Below are 17,064 nucleotides of genomic sequence, written 5' to 3'. Positions count from 1 at the left end.
AAAGCCGATCACGTTTCTTTCGCCGACCGCGATTTTAGCCAGTTTACGACTTGCATCACCGCGTGTTGGTTTGCGGCCGAACGCTCTATGAGGAGGTAAAAATCGCTACCACCGATGTCTCTTGCCGCACCAACCTCTACCAGGCGTCCTGCCTCAAGATCTCGGGAAACCATGAAACGGCTGACAAGGGCCACACCCTGCCGCGCGATCGCAGCGTCAACTGCAAGCGCTGTCTGGCTTAATCGAAGGCCGCGTTGCGATTTGTCACGAACCCCTAGGTCTGCAAGGTATCGCGGCCAAAGGTCATGCGTGTCATGAATTTTGGGCAGGCGTGCAAGGTCATCTGGTGTTAACGAATTGAATCCGTCGCTGATAAATTCGGGTGCGGCGACGGCAATCACCTCTTGTCTGAAAATAAGCGCCGCCCGAAGCGCGGCGCCAAACGGCGGCGATCCCTGCCGGACGGCAAGGTCGATCCCGTCGCTGTGAAAGCTGGAGACTTTTTCAGTGGCCATGATCCGCAAGTCGATTTCCGGATGGCTCTCAGCAAAGTCCGGCAGATTCGGGATCAACCATCTGGCAGCAAAAGTCGGGGTGACGCTTATTATAACCTTGTCCGGTTCCGGCTTTAGCTCGGCGGTTGCTGATCTAAGGCTCGCAAAGGCAACCGATATACGTGCGTGATAGCTACGGCCAACCGAGGTGAACTCCAATCCTTTGGGCACCCTTTCGAACAATGTGACTTCTAGGTGAGCTTCCAGCAGTCGCACCTGCTGCGCCACCGCCCCTTGTGTTACGCCCAACTCATCGGCAGCGGCGCGGAAACTGAGGCGGCGCCCAGCGACTTCGAAAGCCCGTAAACCGTTGAGGGGAGGAAGATCAGCCATGAGACAATAGTATTTCTACTGTAATGAAACATCAAATCTCAATCGAACGACCCATCGAAACAGGATATTTTCGCAGAATACATAAGGGGAATCGTCAGATGGCAGTAGAAAAAGTAGCTTTGATTACCGCGGGCGGGAGTGGCATGGGGGCTGACGCGGCACGCCGGCTTGCCAAAGATGGCTTCAAAGTTGGGATCCTCTCTTCTTCGGGTAAAGGCGAAGCACTCGGCGCCGAGCTGGGTGGTTTTGGCGTCACTGGTTCTAACCTCAGTGGTGACGATCTGACTGCTTTGGTCACGGGCGCGACGGAGCGTTGGGGCCGCGTCGATGTCTTGGTCAATTCCGCCGGTCATGGCCCGAAAGGGCCCGTATTAGAGATCGGTGACGATGACTGGCATCAAGGGATGGAGGTCTATCTGATGAATGTGATCCGCCCAACACGGCTGGTGACACCCTTGATGCAGCAACAGGGCAGGGGGGTGATTATCAACATCTCTACTTTCGCGGCGTTCGAGCCCGATCCGCTGTTTCCAACATCAGGCGTCTTCCGGGCAGGATTGGCCGCCTTTACCAAACTCTATTCTGATAAATATGCTGCAGAGAATATTCGCATGAATAACATCCTGCCGGGTTTCATCGACAGCCTGCCCGAAACAGAAGACCGCAAAGCCCGGATTCCGATGGGGCGTTACGGTCATGCTGCGGAGGTCTCTTCGCTTGTCTCATGGCTGGCGTCTGAAGGCGGTGGTTATATGACGGGTCAAAACTTGCGCGTTGACGGAGGATTGACCCGCGCTGTCTGAGGCAACGTATCTGTTTGCACAACATCAAGCCTCAATGCATTTGTGCATTGCCTGAGGCAGTACAAAAGGAAGCGGGCCGGTCGGCACAATGCCGATCGGTAGGTTGATGCCGTAAACTTGCTGCATCAGGTCGTCGGTGAGGATATTTGAAGGTGTGCCAGAGCCCCAGACAGTGCCCTGTGACATCACGTAAATACAGTCTGCAAATAACGCGGTGAGGTTCAGATCGTGCATCACCACCACCACACCTCCACCTTGGGCGGCAAATTCGCTTGCGATACCAAGGACCGTAAATTGATGCGCGATATCCAGGCTGGCAACCGGTTCGTCCAGTAAAAGCCAACTGGGATGATCGGCCCGTTGTGCCTGCCAGACCTGCGTCAAAACACGGGCTAACTGTACGCGCTGCTGCTCGCCCCCGGACAGGGTCTGGTAAGACCTCTGCTCGAACCCGGCTAGGTCGACATGTGCCAGGGCGGTAGTGACCGAACCGTCATCTTGTGCGGCCAACCCGTTTGCCAGCCCCAGTCTGACAATTTCGTGCACTTTGAAAGGAAAGGCCACGCTGGTCGATTGTGGCAGCACGCCCCGTTTCGCGGCCAGTTGCCAGGGCTTTAACTCTGAGATGTCGTGGCCGTTCAGGGTGACGGTTCCGGTCGAGGCAATCTCTCCGGCCAATGCCTTTAGTAAGGTCGACTTGCCCGATCCGTTGGGCCCGATGATTGCGGTGACCTGACCGGGATCGGCCTTGAAATTCACGTCGTGCAGGATGTTCTTTCGGCCCAGACTGACGCAGATATTCTTACCTTGCATGATTTACATTCCCATAATGCCGTGGCGGCGCAGGAGGATCCAAAGAAAGACCGGTGCGCCGAGAATTGCCGTGACGATCCCGATTGGCAGTTCCGCCGGGGCCACCACGACCCGGCTGATCATGTCGGCGCATAGCAGCAGACTGGCACCCAGCAGGGCGGAATTCATCAAAAGCCTGTGGTGGTCCGGCCCCGTTGCCAGACGTAGCAAATGGGGGACCACAATTCCGATGAATCCGATGCCGCCGGACACGGCAACAGCGGCCCCTGTTGCACCGGAAACTGCAAGAATGGCGATGTTCTTGCTGCGCTGAACCGGGATGCCCATGTGATGGGCCACCGCCTCTCCCATCGCCAGACCGTTAAGCGCGCGAGCCAGAAATTGTGTGCTTGCAAGGGCAACCAAAATGATTGGCGCAGCCGAGGCGATTTTGGTCCAGGTTGCCCCAGCTAACGATCCCATTCCCCAGAACGTCAGGTCGCGTAATTGCTGATCATCGGCCATGTAGACCAGAACACCCGATGCGGCGCCGGATAAGGCACCCAATGCAATGCCGGCCAGTAGCATGGTTGCGACCGATGTCTGCCCTCCGCTGGTCGAGACACGGTATAGGATCAGAACAGACACCCAGCCACCAAGAAAAGCAGCAATGGCCACTAACCCGTTTCCGGACCAGACCAAAATCGACACTGGCAAGTGGCTGCCAAGGATGATGGCTGAAATTGCGCCCAGACCTGCGCCCGCGCTGACGCCGACAATTCCGGGGTCCGCCAACGGATTTCGGAAAAGCCCTTGCATGACCACCCCTGAAACAGCCAGTGCGGCACCGACCAGTATCCCCATTGCAAGCCGGGGCAACCGTATGTCCCAAAGGACAATCCGATTCAGGTCAGTCAGGGACCGCCCATTGATTAGGTCAATCACCGCCATGTTTAACGACGCATCCGAAGCACCGACTGAAATGCTTGCGGCGCTGGTCAGGCCAAGCAATACCAGTAAGGCCAAAGTAACCCGCCGTGCGGTTGCTCGCCGATTGTACCCAGGTGCCTCGGCGCTCATATGATCCAACGCCAGCGTCATGAGCCACCTTCATCCTGCAGGGCTGCTGACAGATCAGAAATGGCACTGGCGGTTCGAGGGCCAAACCCAAGCAGATATGCACCCTGCATGCGGATCAGCATCTTGTTCTGGCCCGCCGGGGTCAGCTTGACTGCGGGCAGTGAAAAAAGCGCGGCATCCTCGGTATTATGATCACCCCGCCGATCCATCATAAGGATGACATCAGGCGCAGCTGACACCAGCGCTTCGGGCGTCATTGGCTTGTAACCTGACACTTTGGCGGCGGCATTTACACCGCCAGCCAATCGAATGATGCTGTCTGCTTGGGTATCCACACCTCCCACTGTGATCCGGTTATCCTGCACCGACAGAACAAACAGAACCCGTTTCGGGTTGGATCCTGCGGCACTACTAGCCGCCAATTCCGCCTGATTGATCTGGCGTATGGTTTGCGCTGCCAATCCCTCGGCAGCAACGTCAGCTCCCAGCACGGCCCCAACGGTTTGGATTTTTTCGACCACGCCTTCCAGAGAGAACTCATCCTTGATCGTGACGTATTGCACGCCCGCTTCCTGCAGAACCGCAATCGCCTCTGGTGGTCCTGAACCTTCAAGCGCCAGGACCAAGTCTGGTTCTACCGACAAAACGCCTTCGGGCGACAGCGCGCGTCGGTATCCGATATCGGGCAGGTTCATCGCTTCTGTCGGGTAGGTTGATGTTCGGTCGCGACCAACAAGCCTGTCTTGCTGACCCAGAGCGTAGACGATTTCAGTGATGGAACTGCCGATCGCGATGACTCGCTTTGGTTCGTCGTCCGCAGCCTGCGCGACCTGTGTACTTAGCAGCATAGCCAAGGCAGGCCAGATCACTCGCATCCTGTTCATGTCAGCGCGGCCTCGGGTTGTGGTTCAAGTTCGGCAACCAGCGCGTCCCAGACCGGGCGATGGTCGGTTTCGCCAGTGCGCAGACCGAATATCTGGAAGATCAGCCCACCTTCGGCATCGAATGCCTCGACCGAGACGGCGGGGCCGCGCTGAGTCGGTTTGGTGACAGCCCAGACCTCTGCAATATGGTCCGTCCTCAGATGCAGATTGAAACGCGGGTCAAGCACATTGAACCAGGGCCCCATCTGCTTGATCGTTCCGATACGGCCACCGTGAATTTCGATACATCCGCGATTGCCGACAAAGATCATCACCTCGATTTCTTTGTCACGCACCTGATCGAACATCGGCGATATCGCCGCTGGGGTCAGTTCCCGGACAAGCGGCTCACCGGCGATGCGGTAGGCCCCCAAGCGGTTCATCTTGAGCTTTGAGGTCAAGCGCATGAACTGGTGGGTGTCCGTCATCTTGGCCCATTCCGCGCGCAGGATATCCGCCTTTTCCGGGTTGGCCTTGGGGGTCTCAGTCGGTTTTCGTGGTTCGACATCCAGAGTTTGCGATTGGTCCTCAGACGCAAGGGCGCTGACAAGCTGATCCCAATGGTCCAGATCCGATCCTTCGCGCAGGAATATCTTGTGCACCGCATCGCCTGCGGCATCAAAGACCTGAAGCGAGCGTTTCACACCGCTGTCGGTTTTGCGTTCGATCGCAAAGGCATGGACCCAGTGGCTGGGAAACATGCGCAAATCAATCTCATCCGTTAGAACCATCGAGGCATGTGCGCCCGAATGGTAATTGTCGTATTGTCCGACCTTTTCGATCACGCATGAGGTATTGCGCGTCAAAGCGATAACCTCTCCCAGACCGTTAAGCCTTGGAAAAAGGTCATCAAGTTTTGCTGTCAGCCGTGTAACGTCGTTCCCGGCGAAGGCAGCGACCAACTGGCTTTCGGTAAGTCCGATCGATTCCGCCAGATCACGGTCACGTTTGCCGCTGTTTTGCGCATAGGCTGCACGAATTTGAGCCGGGGTGTTAGGCACCTGTTCCGTCATGGGTTTTCCCATCTTCGAGTTGATTTTCAGAGGTGCTGGCCCGGCAGCCGAATTGTTCGGGTGCCCGCTGGCGAGAGTCGGCGATGCGACTGCGATTTATTGTTGACTGTTTTAGTAACCTTTATTAACGAGCACAAGTCACCAAAAAAAGGCGGCTCCAAAAAACAATAAAACAGACTGACCAAAGCCAGCATGGCGCAAGCATTTCAGGTCCTCCTACTGTTTCGAAGGGACAGAGATGCGTGTGCAAATACGGAAGATAGCTTTGCTGGGAACGGCTTCGTGCCTCAGCATGATTGCGGCTGGCGCTATGGCGCAAGAACAAGACGATGGTTTCCTGGGCACCCTGATACTTGGGGAAAGCAAACGTGAGATTCAGACAGACACTGCCGTGCCGGTCACAAATATTGATCAGGAAGAGATCAACGACCGGCAGGCCAATACGGTTGCAGAGCTGATCGACTCGGTTCCGGGGGTAAGCCTGGTGAACGGCTCGACCCCTCAGGGATCGGGCATCAATATTCGCGGCTATGGTGCAAACGGCACGTTCGGAACCGACCAGAAGGTACTGATCCTGGTCGATGGTGCCACAACGGGCGCGGAAGAGCTGTATCGGATCGGCAACCAGCTTTTTACTGACCCCCAGCTTTACAAAAGCGTCTCGGTCATTCGGGGCACTGTCGGTTCATTCGAATATGGGTCCGGGGTTGTTGGTGGTGTCGTTCAGCTGGAAACCAAGGGCGCGTCAGATTTCACCGGTGGAGAGCCGGGTTTCCGTTTCCGTCAAACCTTTGAAGGGTATTCCAACGGTAACGGATTTGCCTCGTCCTCTATCCTGGCTTGGCAGCCGAATACCCAAACGGAATTTCTGTTCAACTACGCCTATCGGGATCAGGACGATCAGGAGGATGGAAACGGCAATACGATCGGCAACAGCGCGTTCACGCTGCCGTCGCTTCTGGCTAAGGGCAAATACAGCTTCGGCAACGATCTCGAACATTCGTTCACCGCATCCTACAACCAGTCCACATCTGAAGAGCGCGACGTCCCTTATGACTCGTTTGGCACCACGTCGGATGCCTTTGGTAATGTAGACCGTGATATCGAAACAAAGATCGGTATCCTGCGGTATCAATATCAACCCACTGGAAATGATCTGGTCGATCTGGATGTGAACCTCAGCTATTCTGAGCAGGCGATCGAAAGCAGCTATGTTTCCGGGTCTTCCAGCCTTGAAGGCACGCCATTCTTCCCCGGCATTCAGGCCCTGGCAGATGCCACACATAACTATGAAACAACAAAGCTGACGATCAAGAACACGTCGTATTTCCAGACCGGCATCGCCTCGCATGATCTGCGGGCCGGGATCGAGTTTATCAACCGCGAACGGTTGGACGCGGCCTCGGCCCCGGGTGGAACTGACCGTCGATTTGCCCTGTTTGCTGTGGACGATGTGCAGATCGGTGACAATCTGACGATTACCCCCGCGGTGCGATATGAGATGCAGGACATCGACGGTGATGATGACGCCGCGGCCCCGTTCAACGAAAGCTATGACAACAACGCGCTTATGGGCGGGTTGTCGGCGCGGTACGCGTTCAACAGCGGTTTCGCGATCTTTGGTGGTGCGGCCTACACGGAAAGCCTGCCGATCATCGATGATCTGGGCACGCCGCTTTACATGACGCAACCCGAGAGATCCCGCACGTGGGAAGCTGGTTTTTCCTATGATCGCGGTGACGTGTTTGCCGAGGGCGACGTGATCCGCGCCAAGGTCAATTTCTATCAAACGACCCTGTGGGATATCACCTCCTACGTTTCTGGCACCCCGTCTCAACCCCTGTCCGAAGTGGAAACAAGAGGCGCCGAGATCGAAGCCTCTTATGCCAATGCGGGTGGGTTATACGTCGATTTCAACTCGAACATCGTGACGGGTACGGAAACCAGCGCCACCGGCGATGACTCGCGTTGGCGGAATGAGCCGTCGGATTCCGCGCGCCTGACATTGGGCAAGCGGTTCGGTCAGACGTTGGACGTCAGCTGGGAAATCTTCGGTGCCCGGGCCGGTACGGACTCGAGCGGAGAAGCGACCGCGGGATACGGAGTAAACTCTCTGCGTGCGACCTACATGCCGCAAGATGGTGTGTTTGAAGGCTTTGAGCTGCGCGCCAGTATCGAGAACATCCTTGATAAGGACTACCGCCCGAACCTGTCGACCCGCAATTCGACGGGCCGGACCTTCAAGCTCGGCCTGGCCAAAACCTTCTGATCCCGAGGAAAGGACCCGTTATGCGAAGTGCGGCAGCAACCAAAGCCAGCGCTGTCCTGTCGACCCTGCTCTCAGTCTTGGGGGCAGGGATTGCCAGCGCAGAAGACGTGCCCAAGACTGGCGGCGTATCAATCGAACTCAGCTCTGCCGAAGCAAGGGGGCAAAACTGTCTGCTCAGCTTTGTCGCCGAAAATATGAATGAGGTCGACATCAACGGTGCGGTCTATGAAACCGTCCTGTTTGGCAAAAACGGTGCGGTCGCGTTAATTACCCTGCTGGATTTCGAAGAACTGCCCGCAGGCCGCCCACGGGTCAGGCAATTTCAATTCACCGACATGGCCTGTGACCAGATCAGCCGGATTCTGTTCAACGGCGTGCAGGAATGCATGACCCAGAGCGGTAACAAAGATGCCTGTATGAATGGCCTCAGTCTAAAAAGCCGCCTTGAAACTGAGGTGATAGGATAAAGCTATGTCCGAAATGCTGCAAAAACTGATGGAAATCCTGCAATTAGGGGGCCCGGTGGTGGCGATCCTGATTGCAGCCTCAATCGCGACCCTCGCCTTGGTCTTTTACAAAATCTGGCAATACAAAGCGGCGGGGGTCGGCCGTCACGTCGAATTGTCCAGGGCGATCGACGCATGGGACCGAGAAGACCCCACGGCCGCCAGAATTTACCTGAACAAAAGCCGTAGTTACCTGGCGCCGGTGATCGCAATGGCATTGTCCGGGAATGATCGCACCTTGTCCGAACGGGTCGATGCCGAGGCTGAGACGCAATTTGCACAGCTGGAACAGGGTCTCAACGTGCTGGATATCGTCTCGCAACTTGCGCCCCTGCTTGGATTGTTCGGCACAGTGCTGGGCATGATCGAAGCCTTCCAGACCCTGCAGGGGGCAGGCAACGCTGTTGACCCATCGTTGCTGGCTGGGGGCATCTGGGTGGCGCTGATGACAACAGCAGCGGGGCTGGCTGTAGCCATGCCGACGTCACTGATCCTGACCTGGTTTGAGGCTCGCGTGAACCGGGAACGCGTCTTTGCCAACCGTGCGCTTAGAACAATCTTTGCCCCAGGCCATGCTGAAGAGGCCGAGCAAACGGCAGGGGCCCCGATTACGGCGCTGGCGCATGGCGCTTGATGTGCAAAGAAAGCGGCGCAAACGCCTGTCGATGACATCGCTCATAGATGTCATCTTTTTGCTACTGCTGTTTTTCATGCTGACATCCACATTCTCGAAATTCGCCGAGATTCAGTTTTCGACGGCCTCTGTCGGAGGTGCCGAACCAGACCAAGCCATCCGGTTTATTAAACTGGATGCAGACCGAATTCTGGTCGATGGTGCGCCTGTACCATTGGCGCAGGTGGCCCCAATGCTGCTCGACGCCAAATCCCAAGTCGCGCTCATCAGCCTCGGACCAAAAGCAACCTCTCAGCAGCTGATTGATCTGCTCATCGTGCTGACGCCTGTCGAGAACTTGCGCACTCAGGTTCTGGGCTGATGCAGTTGAAATCGAAGCCCAGACAAAGCCGAGAGCCCACCATCGCGCTGATCAATGTCGTGTTCCTGATGCTCATATTCTTCATGATCGCGGGCACCCTTGCCCCGCCGCTCAGCGGATCGGTTGAGCTTGTTGAGGCGGCGGATATGGAGGGGCGCGAGCCGCCAGATGCTTTGGTTATTCGCGCCGATGGCACGCTAGAATATCGCGGGGCAGAGCTGACCAATGCTGCGGCTTATGTCGAGCGGGCGGCTGTTGATCTGCCCCTTGATGCGGTTCGGATCGTGCCGGATCGATCCTTGCCTGCGGTTGCGCTCAAACAGATCAGCGATGACTTGCGCGGGTTGGGTGCAAGTCAGGTTCATGTCGTGACCGAAAGGGGATTACGGTGATAACCAAATCCCGCGCGGTGGTTGTGATTTCTGTCGCATTGGCCGTAGCGACACATGGCCTTGCGCTTTTGGATTATTCGACCGCCGAACAGGTGCAGGTCGAAGGTGGCGGAGAGGAGAGGGCCGCCGCGCTGGGATCTGTATTCAAGGACTTCGTCGCCGGAACAAATGCACCAGCACCGGCCAGCACGCGCAAGAAACCGGCAGCACCTCATCGGTTGCAACCCAAGGCCCGCCCTGTCAAGCAGCAGCGCACAACGTCGCCGCAAACTCTCAGCCCGGTTGTGAGCAGCGCTTCGGCCGCGACCGCTGTTGCGCCAAGCCCTCTCAGGCCTCAGGACGCTGAAACACCGAACAGACAGGGTGATGCTGCTTCGGTGTCGCCGACCGAGGATGCCAAGCCGCCGGAACCGAAGAAACAGGCAAGCAATCAAACTGCCACCGCGCATGGCAACGCGAAACAATCGGGGAAAAAAGGCGACGCCACCGGGAAAACCACGAAAGGCGCGGCAAATGTTGCTACATCCACGTCAGCGCTGACCGCATCCGGCAATGCTGACGCCAGCAACTATGCCGGACAGATTAAACGCAAGATTATCCGCGCCCGGAGAAAGAGCGCCAATATTCGAGGTGCCGCGTTGGTGGCCTTTCGAATAGCTGAGAACGGGACATTGCAGACGGTTGGAATAGTACGTAGTTCGGGATCAAAGCGGTTGGATCAGATCGCCCTTGCCCAGGTGAAAGCGGCTGCACCCTTCCCGCCACCTCCGGCAGGGGTGAGACGAGATTATACTTTCGAAATCATCGGGCAGCGATAGGTGTCATATCCGATCGAGCCAAAGGGCCCCTTCGTAAAGATGGGGACACGGCTGCGCTTTGCGCCATCATCTATGAACACCGGTGATCATGGCGACAATTTCGTTCTTGTCGGTCTCGGCAGTTGTCCTGACGCCTATCTGTTCACCCCGGCGTAAAATACAGATGCGGTCGGCAAGACGAAAAACCTGATCCAGGGAATGGCTGATGATCAAGATTGCCAGATTGCGATCCTTAAGTGACGCGACGAGGTCCTCAACCTTCGCAGTCTCTGCAACGCCAAGTGCTGCAGTGGGTTCATCCAGAAGGATCAATTTGCTGGCCCAATGGGTTGCTCGCGCGATAGCAATGCCCTGTCTTTGGCCTCCGCTCAAATCACGTATGGCTGCGCGCTCAGAGGGGATGCGCACGTCAAGCTGATCAACAAGGCTTTGGGTTTCGGCACGCATGCGTGCTTTATCGAGCAGTCCAAAAGGTTTGCGCGTCAGTTCGCGGCCCAGAAACATGTTCATATAAACCGGCTGTTCGTCAGCCAATGCGAGGTCCTGATAGACCACTTCAATACCATGTGATCGAGCCGCGCTTGCATCCGAAAAACCGACTTCTTCGCCGTCGAGCGCGATCTCGCCGCTGGTTGGTCGATGCACGCCAGAGATGATCTTGACGAGCGTGGATTTACCCGCGCCATTATCACCGACCAGAGCCACGATTTCACCGGGGTAGAGGTCCAGTGAAAAATTCTGGATTGCGACCACTCCGCCAAAAGATTTGTGGATTTGCTTGAGGGAAAGAACCGGAGTCATTGCGCAAATGCTCCCGGCCAGCTGACGTGGTCGCCAAAGCCGTTTTCGATTGAGGTAAGCTCTGGCATTCCGCTGTCTACGCCTTTTATCCCGGCAACCAAAGCGCGGGTCACAAAGGCCTGCCCACGAAAACCGAAGACAACCGTGTCGCCTGGTGCGGGGTTTTGATCGCTGTCGCTGTCGATCATGGCGTAGTAATCTATTGCGGAATAATCAGGAATTTCGACATTTCGCAGGGCTGACCGGCGGATTGTCGGGCTGTTGCCGACCAGCGCCCGAACCTGGTATTTCGGGAAAACCGGATCGATATAGAGCCCGCCGCCAAAGCAATAGGCTTTCCCGCCGTGATGGTGCGAGACCTCGGAAAGGTAAAGTACGGCGGGATCCTCAGGAAGGTCTTCTACCGCATGGAGAGGCGTCGTGCCATGTAGGCCATTGCCCGGTTCAACCTGCGTGGCCCCGGCTTCGGCTAATGCTGGAAGAACAGCTGAAGATGTCGTTCCGGGGGCATTGATTCCGATCTCCGTACGCCCAGCACGCGCCAGAGCTTCTGCAGCCATGTTGAGCGTGTGGAGGTTTGGGGTCGGCACAACCTTGCGGGCATCCTGGTCGAAAAGCAGGGCGGGAAAGGTTGTAATGCCTGCAAAGCGCCCGCCCTGCAGCGCATCCAAACGGTCGGCCACCGCCAGGATATCATTCGCGTCAAATCCCCCCTCGTGGCCACGATAAAACGTATCCCCTTCGGTCTGGATGCGCGCCATCAGTGCCTGTTCTCTCTCGGCCTGAGCAGAGGCGTCTGCCGCCTCTTTTGCCTTGTTGTCCGAGAATACCGTCCAATAGTCCGGGCGTAGTTTGGCCGCGGCGAAGAAAGCTTCTTGGCGGGGCACCTGTACAAGGTGACCCAAATGACCTGTCCTTAAGCCAGCGCGGTCACATGCCAAGGCACAGGCCATATCCACGGCGACGGACCGGCTGATGCCACCGCGCATGACCGCCTGACAAAAGCCGGAATGGCGGCCCACCTGTTTGGTCATGGCAAAAGTTGTAAGGCCATGCCCACGGGCCACATCAGAGAAAAGGCGCGCGTTGCGTTCGACGGCATCCAGGTCAAGCACATAGGCGTTTGCGGGGATCTTCCCTTGTTGATGCAAGGCCATGGCGGCCTCGATGAACTTGGGGTTGCGGCGTATGAGAAGATCAAGAAACATTGGGTTGCTCCGGTGTCTATCGGCGGATTTCGCGGAGTGAAATTGCTACGGCGATCAGTATGATCAGCCCGCGTACGATCATCTGGTCCGAGACCTGAAGCCCCATCAGGATCAGCCCGTTATTCAGCATTCCCATCATGAGCGAGCCCAAAAGCGCACCTATTATGGATCCCTTGCCGCCATTAAGCGCAGTGCCACCTACGATGACAGCGGCAATGACCGTCATCAGATCGCTTTCGCCCATTGTATATTTGGCGGCTTGAATACGCCCGGCATAGAGCAAACCAGCCAGCCCAGCGGTTGCACCGCACAAGGTTAGAACCATCAGCCGGATACGGGGAACCCTGATGCCAGAGACTTGGGCTGCGCGGGCATTGTCTCCAACGGCCAGAACGTGTGCGCCAAAACGTGTGTGTCGGTAGATGACATGGCCAATCAGCACTGCAATCACGGTCCAGATGACAAGTGAAGGTACACCAAACAGCTTGCCCGAGCCGAAGACCCCGGTGAAAGTCCCGTTAACGACAGGAATGGATCGCAGATCGGTCATCGAACGCGCAATTCCGGCAAATAAACCCATGGTGGCCAAGGTCACCAGAAATGATGGCAACCGCAGATAGGCCACCAATGCACCATTGAACGCGCCGATCAGAATGCCTGCGCCAAGCCCCGCTGCGACACCCAGGATCATTGGGCCGTTCTGCATCGCAACAGCTGCCGAGAGGGCTGCAACTGCAACGACAGAGCCAAAACTCAGGTCGATCTCTCCCGCTGACAGGGCAAAGACCAATCCGATGGCCATGATCGTGGCCGGGGCTGTCTGAAGGACGATATTTGTCAGATTCCGACTGGTCAGAAATCCGTCATCGTAGAGAGTGATCCCAAAAAACAGAAAGATCGCAAGAAAGCCGAAATAAATGACGCAGCGCTGTAGATCCAAGTCGCGCATACGTTGAAAAGCCTGTTCCATGGATGCCTCTGGGAATATCCGGTTGCGGCAGGTCGCCAGAGGCGACCTGCCCATCAGGTCTCTACTTCGATGTCAGACTGGCTGGTGCATCAATATTCAGCGAGTTTTGCCATCCATCGGCAACGTTGTCCGCTGTCACTGTCAATGCAGGGGCTACAACAAAGGATGGTACGTCCTCGCCCAGAAGGTCGAGCACGGCACTGGCGGCCATTGCACGCCCCAGTTCATAGGCTTCATCGGCAACAATCGCCGCGACATTGCCACCCTGAACCATATCAAGGGCAATCGGCTCTGACAGATCCAATGTCACGATCTTGGTCGAGGTGTTTCCGTTCGTCCGCAGCGCTGCAAGAATACCCTCTGCCGGACCAGCCCAGGTTACGTAGATTCCACCCAGGTCTGGGTTTTTCAGCAGCATCGCATTGGCAATCTCTTCGGCGCGCGCAGGATCAGATATGCCTTGTTCTGCAACGATTGTGATGTTCGGATAGTCGTTCTCAATCGTGGTCTTGAAAGCGTTGTCGCGCTGATTGGTTACGTAATAATCTGCGTCGTGATAAATCCATCCAACTGTTCTTTCATTGCCCATGGCAGCCGCAAGCGCATCCGCCGCTTGTTTGCCCATCTGAAACAGGTCATCCGTCACGATTGCCGCATAGTCGTCCGGGTGCTTGTAGCCGGCCGGCAGGTTCGAGAGGAAACTTAGGGCAACTCCGGCCTCTTTTGCCTCTGCAAATGCTGCGGCAGAGGTCACCGGGTCCAGAGGAAGCGACAGAATGATATTGGGCGATTTGGCCATGACCGTCTCGATATCGCTACGTTGTTTTGCAGCATCAAATCCTGCGCTTGTCACGGCAACGACCTCGATCCCCAGACGCGCAAATTCATCGCTGGCACCTGCTGTTACCGCATTCACAAAGTCGGATTGGTCATGCCACAGCAAAGCAGCTGAATATCCAGCCTCTTTCACCTTTTCGACATCATCATCAGCGACAACAACCATTGATGAAGGGGTGGCACTTTCCCCCGCTGGACCGATGGTTTCGGCGTATAAGCTGCCCGCCAGCGCGAACATCGCGGTAGCGGCAAATGTGCTTCTAACAAGTGACATGTTTGTCCTCCTCAGGTTGGATGCATTACGAGCGTGTCCGACGCACCGAACTGCGCTATGAAAAGCGCAAAGGCCCGGACGGCGGCGAGGTATTCTTCGACCTCAATTCGTTCTTTAAAAGTATGCGCCACGGCGATATCACCCGGTGCGCAGTAAACGGTTGGACAGCCGATCTGTTCTGTTAAAAATGGCATCTCAGACCAGTAGGGCGCGCCGCCGATTTCTACTTTTCGGGACAGAGTTTGCTGTACACAGTTCTGCAACAGGCGAACCGCCTCAGTATCGGGGTCGTTTTCAACTGGTGAGCCGCCCTTGGGATGATCACGACCGGCTGGGTAGTCGATGCACACCTCTATACCTGTAGGTAGGCGATCCAGGCCAAGCGCTATTTCCAATGCTGCTACTGCATCATCAAGCATTTCGCCAGGTCTAAGTTTCCGGATTAGCGAGAGCCTGCATTCTCCGGGCACTGCGATAAACCCGCCGCCATTGATATGCGTCACCAGAACAGAAGAGGCACCGACAAGGTCATGACGCGGGCCCGCGTTCAGTTCTTTTTCATGATCCCAGATTTTCGACAGAAGTGTATGCGTTGCTTTCAATGCATCGACCCCCAATTCGGGTCGGCCGAAATAAGCTGTTTTTCCAGTTATCGTGATCTCGGCGATAAAGAACCCGATCTGGGCGGAATAAATGTCCAAACTCGTTGGCTCGACATAGATCGCGAAATCAGGACGGGGGATTTCGGCGGACTTGATGCGTCCAACCAGATCTTTCGCCCCGGCGCTGACGCCGCTGCCAGGTTCACCGCTTTCTTCGTCACCGATGAAGGCAAAGGTCAGATTGGCTGAAGGCATAACGCCAAGTTTTTGCAGCAGGCGATACCCGGCAATCGCAGCGCAAATCCCACCCTTGAGGTCGCTTGCCCCACGTGACCAGATGTGCCCGTCCTTTTCGGTCGCGCCGAATGGATTTTTGCGTGCATCGTCTTCCCAGTATTCCTCCCAGCCCCGGACATGCACCGTATCCGTATGGCCCAAAATCATGAGGTTGGGTCCCTCCACAGAAGCAATTCCCCAGACATTTTCGCGTTCACCCGCGAAACAGCCCCGTCCGGTATTCAGCCCCAGGGCCATAAGTTGCTGGTCCAGAAAACGCGCAAAACGTGTTTCATTGCCCGTCACGCTTTCGATGGACAGGGCATCGCGCAACAGAGTCAGGTCTGCATCAGCATCCTGTTCTTGACGCAAGCGTTCTGAAAGAGCCTTAGCGGTCATGACATACTTGCCTTGAAGGTATCGAGCGCTGGAGGTGGTACGTTGATCTCGGCACCTTTCTGACCCTCGGCGAAAAGAGAAATATGTAGGTGCGACAGGGCTATAGACACACCTCCGGCAAGGGCAGCATGCGGACCCAGCTTTGAGGGCTGGATCTCTATTTCACGGGGGTAGCACTGGGCGGCAAAGCGTCTGATCCGGTGCATCAACTCGTCACGCGCGCCGATAGAGCCCCCCATCACGATAAGGGACGGATCAAGGACCGCTACAATCGACGCCGAAGCCCGCGCGATCTGATAAGCGACATTGTCCAGCGTTTGCTCGGCTGCTTTGTCGCCGTTGTTGGCAGCCTCAAAGATCGCAGGAACTGAGCAAGTTTTGCCCGTGAGCGTCCTGTATCCGCCAATGATTGCATCAGTGGCGGTTACGCGTTCCAGCGCGCCTATTTTATGGCTTTCCTTTGCAATGGGATCGGCACCAAAGGGAAGAAAACCTATTTCGCCAGCTGCACCAGATGCGCCGCGCAACAAAATACCTCCGACGACGATTCCTGCACCAATTCCGGTTCCGACGGAAACGAAGACCAGATCATCCTGGTCGCTTCGATGATCCATCCAATGCTCGCCCAGAGCGGCAAGGTTGACGTCATTTTCGACAAGGATTTCTATCCCAAGCCGTTCGTTCAAAGTGCCAGCAAGATCAATCTGATCCAGCCCGGTTATGTTAGGCGCCATCAGGACCGCGCCGGTCTTGCTGTCCGGCACGCCTGGGACACCGACGACAGCTATTTTCAATTCGCCTGACGGGCATTGGGGGTCGTCTGCGGTTGCGCGAACCATACGGGCAACCTGATCGACTACTTGTCTGCCGCCGCTTTGTTCTGTCGGCTCTACGCGTTCGGCCAGAACGCGACCGGTCAGATCGCATAGTGCGACCCTGATCTTTGTTCCACCCAGATCGACGCTGGCGACCGTTGCCGCATCCGGAGCGATTTCATATACCACGGCGCGGCGTCCAACATGCCCCTCGGTCTGACCGACTGTCCGCACCCAGCCATCGCTTTCTAGGTTTCCGACAATTTCCGAGATTGTCTGTTTCGAAAGACCGGTCAGCTTCGACACGCTGGCGCGCGAAATGGGCCCATAGGTCGCAATCGCCTGAACGACCGCACTTTGAGACATTCGTCGAGAGATTTTCGTCTGCGCTGCCACGTCGATTC

The 17,064-nt window shown here is 56.4% G+C and carries 18 protein-coding genes; 7 read left to right on the top strand and 11 right to left on the bottom strand.

Annotated elements, in window-relative coordinates:
• Positions 1-8 precede the first annotated feature (8 nt).
• Complete coding sequence (locus AC2FH9_RS04360) at positions 9-887, bottom strand: LysR substrate-binding domain-containing protein (RefSeq protein ID WP_496701289.1); 879 nt, start codon at positions 885-887, stop codon at positions 9-11.
• A 98-nt stretch (positions 888-985) separates the two neighbouring features.
• Between AC2FH9_RS04360 and AC2FH9_RS04355 the strand changes: the two genes are divergently transcribed.
• Positions 986-1,690, top strand: coding sequence for an SDR family oxidoreductase (locus AC2FH9_RS04355; RefSeq protein ID WP_281973196.1), 705 nt, complete (start codon positions 986-988; stop codon positions 1,688-1,690).
• Between the two features lie 24 nt (positions 1,691-1,714).
• On the opposite strand, the gene AC2FH9_RS04350 is transcribed toward AC2FH9_RS04355, so the two are convergent.
• The 4 genes from AC2FH9_RS04350 to AC2FH9_RS04335 are packed head-to-tail and all read right to left on the bottom strand — an operon-like array spanning position 1,715 to position 5,498.
• Positions 1,715-2,503: a heme ABC transporter ATP-binding protein gene (locus tag AC2FH9_RS04350; RefSeq protein ID WP_496870939.1), complete on the bottom strand. Its 789-nt coding sequence runs from the start codon at positions 2,501-2,503 to the stop codon at positions 1,715-1,717.
• Positions 2,504-2,506: 3 nt separating this feature from the next.
• On the bottom strand, positions 2,507-3,583 hold the full coding sequence (locus tag AC2FH9_RS04345) for a FecCD family ABC transporter permease (protein WP_496870938.1): 1,077 nt from the start codon (positions 3,581-3,583) through the stop codon (positions 2,507-2,509).
• The gene (locus AC2FH9_RS04340; RefSeq protein ID WP_496870936.1) at positions 3,580-4,410 is read right to left on the bottom strand and encodes a heme/hemin ABC transporter substrate-binding protein; all 831 of its coding nucleotides are present in this window, start codon (positions 4,408-4,410) and stop codon (positions 3,580-3,582) included. Before AC2FH9_RS04340 ends, AC2FH9_RS04345 begins: the two co-directional genes overlap by 4 nt.
• Positions 4,411-4,442: 32 nt before the next feature.
• Positions 4,443-5,498: a hemin-degrading factor gene (locus tag AC2FH9_RS04335; protein WP_496870934.1), complete on the bottom strand. Its 1,056-nt coding sequence runs from the start codon at positions 5,496-5,498 to the stop codon at positions 4,443-4,445.
• A gap of 238 nt (positions 5,499-5,736) precedes the next feature.
• On the opposite strand from AC2FH9_RS04335, the gene AC2FH9_RS04330 reads away from it, so the two are divergent.
• From AC2FH9_RS04330 to AC2FH9_RS04305, 6 genes are read left to right on the top strand one after another with little or no spacing between them, the layout of a single operon-like run.
• Positions 5,737-7,767, top strand: a complete 2,031-nt coding sequence (locus AC2FH9_RS04330; protein WP_496870932.1) for a TonB-dependent receptor domain-containing protein — start codon at positions 5,737-5,739, stop codon at positions 7,765-7,767.
• Positions 7,768-7,787: 20 nt separating this feature from the next.
• A complete protein-coding gene (locus AC2FH9_RS04325; RefSeq protein WP_496749302.1) occupies positions 7,788-8,234 on the top strand; it encodes a hypothetical protein in 447 nt (148 codons plus the stop codon).
• Between the two features lie 4 nt (positions 8,235-8,238).
• A complete protein-coding gene (locus AC2FH9_RS04320) occupies positions 8,239-8,907 on the top strand; it encodes a MotA/TolQ/ExbB proton channel family protein (protein WP_496870930.1) in 669 nt (222 codons plus the stop codon).
• Between the two features lie 31 nt (positions 8,908-8,938).
• Complete coding sequence (locus tag AC2FH9_RS04315; RefSeq protein ID WP_496870929.1) at positions 8,939-9,268, top strand: biopolymer transporter ExbD; 330 nt, start codon at positions 8,939-8,941, stop codon at positions 9,266-9,268.
• Positions 9,268-9,660 (top strand): ExbD/TolR family protein, encoded by a 393-nt coding sequence (locus AC2FH9_RS04310; protein WP_496870926.1) that lies wholly within the window; start codon positions 9,268-9,270, stop codon positions 9,658-9,660. Before AC2FH9_RS04315 ends, AC2FH9_RS04310 begins: the two co-directional genes overlap by 1 nt.
• The gene (locus tag AC2FH9_RS04305; RefSeq protein WP_496870924.1) at positions 9,657-10,478 is read left to right on the top strand and encodes an energy transducer TonB; all 822 of its coding nucleotides are present in this window, start codon (positions 9,657-9,659) and stop codon (positions 10,476-10,478) included. The genes AC2FH9_RS04310 and AC2FH9_RS04305 overlap by 4 nt, the downstream gene beginning before the upstream one ends.
• 66 nt (positions 10,479-10,544) lie before the next feature.
• Here AC2FH9_RS04305 and AC2FH9_RS04300 read toward each other — a convergent pair whose 3' ends face one another.
• The 6 genes from AC2FH9_RS04300 to AC2FH9_RS04275 all read right to left on the bottom strand — a co-directional run bounded on the left by AC2FH9_RS04300 (position 10,545) and on the right by AC2FH9_RS04275 (position 17,026).
• A complete protein-coding gene (locus tag AC2FH9_RS04300) occupies positions 10,545-11,279 on the bottom strand; it encodes an ATP-binding cassette domain-containing protein (protein ID WP_496696699.1) in 735 nt (244 codons plus the stop codon).
• Complete coding sequence (locus tag AC2FH9_RS04295) at positions 11,276-12,487, bottom strand: alanine racemase (RefSeq protein ID WP_496870922.1); 1,212 nt, start codon at positions 12,485-12,487, stop codon at positions 11,276-11,278. The genes AC2FH9_RS04300 and AC2FH9_RS04295 overlap by 4 nt, the downstream gene beginning before the upstream one ends.
• 16 nt (positions 12,488-12,503) lie before the next feature.
• A complete protein-coding gene (locus tag AC2FH9_RS04290; protein WP_282022025.1) occupies positions 12,504-13,457 on the bottom strand; it encodes an ABC transporter permease in 954 nt (317 codons plus the stop codon).
• Positions 13,458-13,518: 61 nt separating this feature from the next.
• Positions 13,519-14,568 (bottom strand): substrate-binding domain-containing protein, encoded by a 1,050-nt coding sequence (locus AC2FH9_RS04285; protein ID WP_496749297.1) that lies wholly within the window; start codon positions 14,566-14,568, stop codon positions 13,519-13,521.
• Between the two features lie 11 nt (positions 14,569-14,579).
• Positions 14,580-15,845, bottom strand: a complete 1,266-nt coding sequence (locus AC2FH9_RS04280; protein ID WP_496749296.1) for a M20 family metallopeptidase — start codon at positions 15,843-15,845, stop codon at positions 14,580-14,582.
• Positions 15,842-17,026, bottom strand: coding sequence for an ROK family transcriptional regulator (locus tag AC2FH9_RS04275; RefSeq protein WP_496870920.1), 1,185 nt, complete (start codon positions 17,024-17,026; stop codon positions 15,842-15,844). The genes AC2FH9_RS04280 and AC2FH9_RS04275 overlap by 4 nt, the downstream gene beginning before the upstream one ends.
• Positions 17,027-17,064 lie beyond the last annotated feature (38 nt).

The organism is Ruegeria sp. CDSC081, assembly GCF_059610485.1.
The sequence above is the reverse complement of the archived record's forward strand: the minus strand, read 5'-3'. Positions and strand labels throughout refer to the sequence as shown.